This is a genomic window from Alteromonas sp. S015, from assembly GCF_036864485.1.
GTDB lineage: Bacteria > Pseudomonadota > Gammaproteobacteria > Enterobacterales > Alteromonadaceae > Alteromonas.
On the sequence record NZ_JAZETO010000002.1, the window covers coordinates 541,396 to 551,619 of the forward strand.

The 10,224-nt window shown below is 44.5% G+C and carries 6 protein-coding genes; 5 read left to right on the top strand and 1 reads right to left on the bottom strand.

Annotated features, from left to right (window positions below):
- Positions 1-36: 36 nt before the first annotated feature.
- The 5 genes from V7R42_RS06380 to V7R42_RS06400 all read left to right on the top strand — a co-directional run bounded on the left by V7R42_RS06380 (position 37) and on the right by V7R42_RS06400 (position 5,434).
- Positions 37-1,350 carry a serine/threonine protein kinase gene (locus tag V7R42_RS06380; protein ID WP_334019352.1) on the top strand — a complete coding sequence of 438 codons (1,314 nt, stop codon included), beginning with the start codon at positions 37-39 and terminating at the stop codon, positions 1,348-1,350.
- Positions 1,347-2,804 (top strand): hypothetical protein, encoded by a 1,458-nt coding sequence (locus tag V7R42_RS06385; protein WP_334019354.1) that lies wholly within the window; start codon positions 1,347-1,349, stop codon positions 2,802-2,804. The genes V7R42_RS06380 and V7R42_RS06385 overlap by 4 nt, the downstream gene beginning before the upstream one ends.
- On the top strand, positions 2,797-3,363 hold the full coding sequence (locus V7R42_RS06390) for an ECF-type sigma factor (RefSeq protein ID WP_334019355.1): 567 nt from the start codon (positions 2,797-2,799) through the stop codon (positions 3,361-3,363). Before V7R42_RS06385 ends, V7R42_RS06390 begins: the two co-directional genes overlap by 8 nt.
- Before the next feature lie 337 nt (positions 3,364-3,700).
- Positions 3,701-5,065 carry a hypothetical protein gene (locus V7R42_RS06395; RefSeq protein WP_334019356.1) on the top strand — a complete coding sequence of 455 codons (1,365 nt, stop codon included), beginning with the start codon at positions 3,701-3,703 and terminating at the stop codon, positions 5,063-5,065.
- Between the two features lie 33 nt (positions 5,066-5,098).
- Positions 5,099-5,434, top strand: a complete 336-nt coding sequence (locus tag V7R42_RS06400; protein WP_334019357.1) for a hypothetical protein — start codon at positions 5,099-5,101, stop codon at positions 5,432-5,434.
- Positions 5,435-5,582: 148 nt separating this feature from the next.
- Here the strand turns inward: V7R42_RS06400 and V7R42_RS06405 are convergent.
- Positions 5,583-10,224: beta strand repeat-containing protein (locus tag V7R42_RS06405; RefSeq protein ID WP_334019358.1), on the bottom strand; the 4,642-nt coding region annotated here is incomplete at its 5' end.

Consider the following 10,224-nt stretch of genomic DNA (forward strand, 5'->3'; position numbering starts at 1 on the left):
CCTCTATTTAGAGGCACAACATCACATACACATGCTATGAATAACAGTCGTACTCAAGTCTTTTATACTCTACTCGATTTGGAAGAATCTGAGCAGGAAGCTTTTCTCGAAGCGCTAAAACATACACAGCCTTCGATGCATCAACAGCTTATTGAGATGCTAGAAGTAACCGAAACTGATGAGTTTAGTCTAACTAAAGTGCTGGGTGAGTCAGCTTCTGCGCTATTTAACGAGGCAAATTTTACCGGATTGCTATTAGATAAATACCAAGTAGCAGAGCAAATTGGTAAGGGTGGCATGGGCGTAGTCTATTCTGCCAATCGTCGTGACCATACCTACCAGCAAGATTTGGCGATAAAGTTTATTCAGCCTGATTTGACTCAAGTATTGGGAAAACGCGCCTTATTTGAGGAGGCGCAGCTATTGGCACTACTAAATCACCCTTGCATAGCAAAGGTATTTGATGCTGGAGAGCATCAAGGCTGTGTTTACATGGTCATGGAAAAAATACATGGCACGGGTTTAATGGCCTATCTCGCTGCAACCCCTATGACGGTGAGGCAAAAGTTACATCTATTCGATAGCATCTGTGATGCTGTTGAACACGCCCATCAAAACCAGATTCTACACGGAGATATAAAACCTGAAAATGTACTGATAGATCAAAGAGCAATGCCAAAAATCTTTGACTTCAATATCACCCAACGACACCAATCCCTAGGAGAGCATGGCGTGCCTATAAAGGCACTCAGTAAAGCCTTCGCCAGTCCGGAACAGCTGAGAGGAGAGCATTTAACTCAACAAAGTGATCTCTTTTCTTTGGGCAAATTGCTGCAAGCTATGCTTAGGACAGATGCAATTAAGCCAGAACTTACGCAGATATTGCATAAAGCGACCTATGCGCTACCTCAGCAGCGCTACCACACCCTCGCTGCGTTTAGGCAAGATCTGCAATACTATATTGAGAATCGCCCAGTTAGTGTGCAAAAACGCTCTCCCTGGTATGTGCTCAAAAAGCTTATTCAGCGCAGGCCTGTTTCTAGCGGGCTGGTGTGCGCTTTTACATTATCTGTTATTGGTTTTAGTGCGCTGCTCTTTGAGCAAAATAGACAGTTAGTCATCGAACAAAACTTAACGCAGGATATGGTATTGGAATTGACCAATATTATTTTTCACGGGAAAGAAATAGCGCACCCAAGTCAGTTCAATAACATGCTTGAGTTAACCCGTCGAAGTGTACTGGCTAACCAACATTTACCAGAAGATTTAAAGCAAAGAATGTTGACTGCAATGCTCTCGCCAGTGCCACCCAAACAAATGATAGAAGCAGAAACTGAGAGTCAAGAGTGAAAAAGATATTACTAGGATGTTTGGCTATAGTGTTACCGCTTATGCTGGTCTATATGATCGATCAAAAACAACCTTTGTTGACAGGCCAGCTAGTTGCACCGCGCATAAGCGGACTTTATTACGAAACTAGCTCAGGTCTCCATGGGTACACGTTTGAAGGGAAATTTAGCTACCAAAATAAAGACACAATTACCTTCTATTGGGGTAATCAACACGATGATTATCCTCTTGGTAGCGCAAGTGCCCAAGGTGTACTTACCCTCGCTAATTTGGCTATGTCGCCGCAAAAATATAATAACCTTTTGCGTACCTTGGTGGCCCTTGATACTCACCCGGAAGATACGCGAGGCATACTGCTTCAACCCGAGGCCTTGGCCCTTGGTGATGTTCATCAAGCGCTTAGCCAAGCAGATTGGCACAATCCTCACTTTTCTATACCTCCACTTGCGCTTCCCAGTCTAGAGCAGGCAAGTGCTTATATGCGAGAAGGATACAACCGATTTGTATTTCGCCCCCTTAATTTAATTTTACGAAAAACATTTATAAAACTGCGCAAGAGCGATGGCGAGCTATGTTTTTACGACCTCGCGAAAGGCGTCAATAAAGCATATAAAGGCCCAATTGGTCGAATAACATATAAGGTAACCGATGAGCTTATTTACAGTTACCCAGATAAAGGGGATCACTTTGGAAGCAGGGATGGCAGTGTTGATCAGTGTGAGTTAAATCTTGTTTACCAACTTAAAAAACAGGAGGTTGCGCCAATAAGTGATGTTGCAGGTTTTAAAGGTGTGATTGGCTGTGCCCACAAAGGTTGTACTTATAGTGATCTAAGCGGTTTCAGTATTGAAGATTATGTTGATGGAAATGAAAGAAAATATCGTTCAGTTGCCTTTAGCTTTGACGCAAAGACTCAACTCGTGACGGAAAAAAAACAAGGGTTAGGCAAAACTGAAGGGATTAGAACGGCGAATTTAGAAGAGTTTATTATGTTTACCACAGTCGCGAGTGCAGAAAAAACGATTGATTTCGACGGTATCTGGCAAGAAACTCACTATGTCAAAAAACGCAAGCCAAGCTTTCGCTGTTTGCTTATTAATAAAGGTCAAGTATACCAGGCGCCTATTTTAGAGGATGAATGTAAACGAGATCCAACGCTATATACCGAAGTGGTTTCAGCAAACTACGCTGACATGTGGTGGTTAAGGCCAAAGTCTTCAGCCGCTACGTTGGCACAACTAAATACGCCTGTAAAATGGTATGACAAAGCTGACACTGAACAATATACCCGATGGGAATATGTACCCGTGGGAGACGACTGGCTGTCAGGTACTCTATTCAGATTGCAATTAGCCATAATAATCGATAAGAATGGCAAAAAAAAACGAGCGGAGACGTTCTCCGTGAGGGAATACAAGCGACTATTTAACACGAACGATAAAGATAATGACTGAAGAACTTACCGAAATAATTCAAAAGTGGCATCAAGGTGATAACTTAGCTCAAGATTCTTTATTTCATTTTGCTTACATGCAGTTGCGAGTATTAGCGAAGCGTGAGCGTATAAAAGTTAGCAATAAATACACTGACAATAACTTATTGCTTGGCGAAGAAGTATACAATACCACGTCTATAATTCATGAAGCCTATCTTAAGCTAGAAAAATCTGATGTTTCCTACATTCGGAACCGTCGCGAGTTTTATTCTATGACCGCTAAGGTGATGAGGCAGGTCATGTTCGAGAAAGCTCGAAAAATTGGGGCAAAGAAACGCCTTCCACCCGAAGAATATCCAGAACACGGAGATGGAGGAGACATGATGAGTAATAACGCTTTAGATCAGGCTTTAGAGCAATTTAGTAATCGTTATCCCCGTCAATCTGAGATACTGCAGCTGAAGTATTTCATGGGTTTCGATAATAAAAAAATCAGCGAAATTCTACAATATAGCCAAAGTTTGGTTGAAAAAGATGCAAAATTTGCCAAATCTTGGATGAAAATCAATCTAAATTAACTCCTATCAAATTTTTTCATTTTCTTTTACGAAATTGAAATGCTTTTTCGTTCCTTGTGCTTCTACAAATGCATCATTAATTTTCACTTTGTGTTGTCTGTTTATTTTATTCACATGCAAACAACACATGTAAAAAGGTCGTTTGACATTCAAATGACGACTAGGTGGAAATACATTTACTAGTAGGAGTCTCTTTATTGTGTTGGTGAGAAAACGTTCAACAATAAACACACTCTCGCAAACGGAGGGAGCGCTTATCTCGCCTCAGAGCGCAAAAAACTCAATCTAATTTAAATGCCCATTCTTTACATATTTACATTAATCCATGGAGTATTAGATGTTTAAGAAATTTGTTTTGTCCAGTTTGTGCTTGTCTGTTCTTGTTGCGTGCGGTGGAGGCTCGTCTGATAGCAGCAATATGCCCGTTGATGACGCCACATCCACTCCTCCATCTACCGAAAAAGTTGTGACGGTGATAGATGGCTACCTGAGCGATGCTTCAGTATGTGGAATTGAGTCAGGAAGCACTCAATGTTTGGAGCTTGGTACTACTAACGAACAAGGGCAAGTGTTCATAAGCGGTGATTTTGAGGGCAGGCTTGTTGCAACAATAAAAGGTGGAAACACTAAAGATACCGATCGAGTTGGTTTTGTACCTCGTAGTTATCAGATGATAGCGGATATTATCGGTGAAGAAGATGCGGTTATCACGCCTTTTACAATGTTGGATTCGCTAAATGAAGAAAAAACGCTTGAAGATCTTTCTAGCTATCTCAACTTGCCACTTTCAGTATTAGAAGGTGATTACATTGCTAGTGATGCAGCAGAGAGTGCACATGTTCACGCCCTTGCCAGAGCAGTGACGGGGTTATTCTCTAATGAATATCAGGATAACGACATTGAACATCTATTCGCCGTCACTAAAAATGTCAACAATTATATCACAACTGAGCTAGTCAATATTGGCGTTGACTTGAATTCTGTAAATATCTTAGCTGATGAAAATGAGATATCTCATAAGGACAGAGTAAAGTCATTGCGCAGCTATTTGGAGCAGGGAACTCTGAACATCAGTAGCATGAATGCGCCTTTTTTTGCTAGAGAAGGCGTCCGCGAAATCACGTTTGGTGGCGGGACGTTTACTTTAAATGGCTACACGGGAAATTATACGATTGATGGTGACGAGTTAACAACAACTGCAAATGGTGAGAGCGAAACAGATGTCTTTCTTTATATGTCATCATCTTTATCACTGTCTGTGCCGGTTAATGAAAAAGACCTTACTATTATCTCTCCGATTCAACTGGGTAAACATCAGGCTCTTTTCCCGACTGACAAGCCGGCATCATGGGAAATTTCAGGGCTAGCCGGAAAAACTCGATATCTGATTTTTGATGATGCAAGAATTTCGGACAGTGGGGCGCAGCCAGCCTTCGTTAAGCTGGAGTTTGGCGATGATACCGTAACCTTAACCGAGGCCGGTGAAAGCAAGACTGTTCCTTGGAAAATGGATCTAGCTGACGGGTTCAGCAAAAGTGTTTTTGAAATCACACTGGAAGAGAGAGTGCTGCAGTTTTCAGAAATATTATTTGATGGCAATATTGCCGTTCTCAGTTCTAATCGAAGTATTACTCCTCCAACGCTAATGTTGAACGACGAGGCATTGGCTAAATCTATCTACAATAAATGGAAATCTATCTAGACAACAAGCGCTGAAAGATAATAGGAAAATCACATGAAATTTAGAGCAATTGGGTTAGTACTGGCAATCAGTCTACTAACAGCGTGTGGCGGACATGGCTTCGAAGGTCAGTGGAAAATGGATGCTGGCAAGACAACGAACAAATACATGCACATGGCCGGTGTAGATAACACACTAACTATCGGAGACGATTTCATCGAGAGTGAAGGGACAAGAGTAGAAATGGATATCTTTACCCGTGAATCCAATGATAAAAACTATCTTATATTTAAAACAGAAGACGGGCGTGAACAAGGTTACGAGATCATTGACAATGACACTCTAATATCGGGAAGAGGTTTTGCCGCAATTAGGTATAAGCGTATGTAGTTTTATCACTTTGTTTCGGTTGTGAACATGAAACTGGAGAAAGTCCGTTCTCTTTAAAATGTAAACGAGTGTGATAAAAAGTCACACTCGTTTTTTGCTTCAAAAAGAGTACAAATAAGAGGATGTTAGGTCGGAGTAGCGCATATTTCTAAATATCCGTTGGCGGTAGTTTATCAATTGCGGTTTTCAGTACTTCCGACTCCGTTGGAGGCGTTACACCGACACCACTTCCGCTGTCACTGGAAGTATCACCTACTAAGTCGCTTAAACTGATAGTAGAAACACTCTCAATATTAGACTCGGGCGATGTTGGCTCTGTTGAAGGCAGAATTAAATCTTCTGGGGGAGGCTCAATATCTACAGCCTCTTCCGTTACTTCCGTAACTGGTCCGGTGGTGACAATATCGCTATCTTCAGGAAGGGTGATAGTGTCTTCTAGCATTACGCCAGAGGTAATAGGTCCTGTATTTATATTTTCTGTTGGCTCGGTGCTCATGAGCGGCGCCGCAGGCTCGCTTTCCGATACCGTCTGTGGGAGTGTATTTAGCTCAACGATTTGAAGCGTTTGCTCCTCTAAATCGTTTATATCAGGCGCAATGGGTTCATCTGTTACGGTCGTATCACTGCTATCAGATGCACTTACAGATTCAGATGAGCTATTTGATACCACACCTGATACACCTTCACCAGATGCCGTTACAAACACGTTAAACGCTGCCTGTTCGATAGTACCGTCTGGATATTCGATACGATAAGTAAAGGTATCCGTTAAGGTCCCACCAAACACGGCTAGCGTGTTATCCGGGGTGTAAGTGTATACGCCAGTTTCGTCAATCTGCAGCGTACCGTAATCACCCACTAACGTGATGCCACCTACAGCGTCTTGGAAGTTAGTTCCATCGGTAGATACCGTCACGTCGTATGTTGGACCAAACAGCACATCGTTTTCGAACAGGTTGCCCGTAGCGGTTTGTACGCTGTTAACTTCAAACTGGTCAAGATAGTTGATGGTAGAGGATAGGTCTACACTAATACTACCGGCTACGCCAACGCCAGTCGTACCGCTCATCGACAGGCGGTACAAACCTTCAGTTAATCCGTTGACGGTAAGCACGGTATCACTGTCAATACCTAACAAACTGATAAGTTCGCCGTTTGGGAAAACCTTGTACGCTCCCCATGCTCCGTTTTCAAACTTTTCTACGGAAACAGTAAGGCTTGAAACCAGTGACAACAGACTGCCATTATCAACGTTTAACGAAATATCTTGGGTGGTGTTTGCTGCTATGGTAAAAGTGTTACTTGTATCGCTAAAGCTCCCGCCAAAAATACTTGCTAAATAGGTGTGAGATAGCGCATCCAGTTCACTAGGGCCAGCTTCCGAAACAAAATCATAGGTCAATTCAGCACGGGCCGAGTCTGCAGATATCCCTTGCCCCGATAAATTGAAGTTTAAGTTTGCGGTAGAGGTATTAGTGCCATCTGAAATAGTATAGCTGAAGCTATCTGTATTACCTAAGCCATCGCGCACGCCGTTGGCTATGTAGGTGTAGCGGCCGTCTTCAAAGATAGTGAGGTTGCCATAGTCACCTTCAATGGTAACCCCCGAGAGCCCAGTACCCAATACGGTCACCGATTCTCCATTGGTATGGGTAACTTGCGTAACCACGCCGCCCTCAGCAATGCTGTCAGCTACGTCGCCAGTATTAGCGGCATCAATTACATTACCCGACGTTGACGTGCTACCTTCAAACGCATATTCAGTGAGTGTTGAAGTTATATCGGTAGACTGAAGTAAGGTAAGCGTATTGCTTAGCAGTGCCGCTGCAACAGCATCTAATACGGTATCTACCAGTGCGCCTAACCCTAATAGATTAAGCCCCGTGGTAATGGTACTCACTAAGTCGCCGGCGCCTATGGTGTCTGCGGTGCTTAAGGCTGGCTCAAGTACAAGGTTTCGCACAACTGTACCCAAACCAAGCCCGTTTAATACGCTGGCGTTTGTGCCGTTTAGTGCGTCCTCAACGGCAGTTAGCACTACATCCTGGTTTTCTTCGCCAAGCACTACGCCACCATCACCTAACTCTGTTAGCGTAATCGAGCCGTCGATATTTTGATCAAATAGTGTTTCAAGGGCACTTTCATCATTGCGCACAACCACGGTGTAATCACCAGCAGGTAGCCCAGAGAATTTCGCAACCAGTGTATCGTCGCCGGTTACTCCAATTAGGTTTACCCCGGCTACATCGCCTATTAAAGGGTTATCTGGCGTCATAGCGGTGGCAACCACCTTGCCATCTGAATCAACAATATCGATACGATACGAATCGGCAACGGCCACCAAAGCGGTTTGACTGACCTCTACAACCACTTCGCCAAAGAAACCAGCATTAACAGTAAGCGTTGTGCTAGCTTCTGGCGAGCCTGCTGCTGGTGAGCCTTCAGCTAAGCCCAGCACTTGGAAGTCACTGTCGCTAACTGGGGCATTCACAATGGCCGTTTGTGCACCTAACTCCATGTCATTGTTATCGGTTTGGGCTACTACCGGCGGGAAGTCGCTGCCAGATATGGTGATGGTAAGTGCCGCAATATCAGAAGTTTCGCCATCTGATAAGGTGTAGTTAAACGCTTCATCCTGACCAATTGCGCTACGATCGCCATCTGCAGTATAGGTGTACGTACCGTCTGCAGCTATTTCTAATACACCGTATTGACCTTGTATGGTTATAGTACCTGCCGCAGGCACATTGACAGTATCGCCGGCCGAATTAGTAACAACAGTAATTTGAGCACCGTCTAAGATAGTGTCGGCGCCTACGCCACTAATATCACCGTCGATTAGGTTGCCTTGGGCTACTAAATCACCCGTATAGGTGTATTCGGTCAATGTGGTGGTGATGTCAGTGTCTTGCAATAAGGTTAATGTATTGCTGAGCAAGGCATCAGCAATAACGCTTAAAATGTCATCAAGGAAGCCGGTTAAACCAATTGCGTCAAGAGGCGCAGTGAGCAAATTAACAAGCTGACCTGCGCCAATTACTGTGGTTGTATCTAGAAGTGTTTCTAATACGCCCCTTACTTGTGTACCAACCGTACCAAGTGGAATACCTAAAACACCGGTATTTAACGTTGTTTCAATAGTATCAAGAACGACTGCTTGATTGTCTGGCCCAAGTACAACGCCAGCTGTCCCAAGTTCATCAAGGTCTACATCGTTACTATTGTCATTGTCTAACAAGTCTTCAAGTAAGTTCTCATCATTGCGGACCACCACACTGTAGTTGCCTGCATCAAGGCCTGCTAGCGTAAACGAAATGGTTTCGTCGCCTGTAACATCAAAAATGTCTAGGCCACCGACATCGGCAAGTTGTGAATCTGCGCTTACTCCTTTGTAAACGAGCTGACCGCTCTCGTCATACACCTCAACAATGTAGGCATCGGCAACAGCAACCAATGCTATTTGATCAACTTCTACTAGCACTTCACCCACATGGTTAGGGGAAACGGTAAAGGATGCACTAGCATCAACGCCACCTGTAGACTCTGCTAAGCCAATTATCTGCACGTCGCTGGTGGTTTCAGGTGGGTTTACGGTAACGACAGGCTCACCCATATCAATGGCGTTGCCATCGTTGATGGCATCAAGTGCTTGTACAACTACATTTTGGCTAGCGGTGCTCGCAGTATTTCCTGCCTCATCAGTGACTGTTGCCACCACCGTGTAGGTGCCCGCTGGTAGCGGTGTGCCTGTTAAATCAAGGCTCCAATTACCGCTGCCATCAATGGTAAGTTCAGGGTCAGTGCCAAAGGTATAGGACGTGCCATCAACGGTAACGGTTAGGGTAGTATTGTCACCAAGGTCGACCGTTCCATTGAAAATAAGCGTGCTGTCACTGGTTATAAAGTCTCCAGCCACCCCAGAGTCGTTTGAGATACTGTCGAACGTTGCTGTCTGACCATTATTGTTTTCATCAATACTGGTATCGATGACAGCTGTACCTGTAGCTGTGTCAGTATTACCCGCAGCATCGGTAGCGGTAACTGCTGCCGTATAATTTCCTTCAGCAAGCAGGGCGACGATATTGTCAGCTAGCGTCCACGTGCCGTCACCGTTGTTGGTAGCGGTGTAATCATTGCCGTCGATAGTGACCACCACAATTGCATTGGGATCGCTCACCGTACCGGTAAGTGCAGGCGTGGTGTCGTTGGTAGTCAGATCGTTAATGGCTACCGTAGGTGCTGTGGTATCAATCACCACAGTGCCAGAGTTAGTTCCGGTATTACCATCGGCATCAGTAGCAGTAACGGTGGCGGTATAGCTGCCTTCGGCTAGCGTAGCAACTGCGTTGTCAGCTAACGTCCACGTGCCATCACCGTTGTTGGTAGCGGTGTAGTTATTGCCGTCGATAGTGACTACTACAGTAGCCGTTGCGTCATCAACCGTACCTGTTAGTGCAGGCGTAGTGTCGTTGGTAGTCAGATCGTTAATGGCAACCGTGGGTGCGGTGGTATCAATCACCACAGTGCCAGAGTTAGTTCCGTTATTACCATCGGCATCAGTAGCAGTAACGGTGGCGGTATAGCTGCCTTCTGCTAGCGTAGCAACTACGTCATCAGCTAGTGTCCACGAACCGTCACCATTGTTAGTTGCGGTGTAGTCATTGCCGTCGATAGTGACCACCACAACCGCATTCGGATCGCTCACCGTACCAGTAAGTTCTGGCGTAGTGTCGTTGGTAGTCAGATCGTTAATGGCAACCGTGGGTGCGGTGGTATCAATTACTACTGTG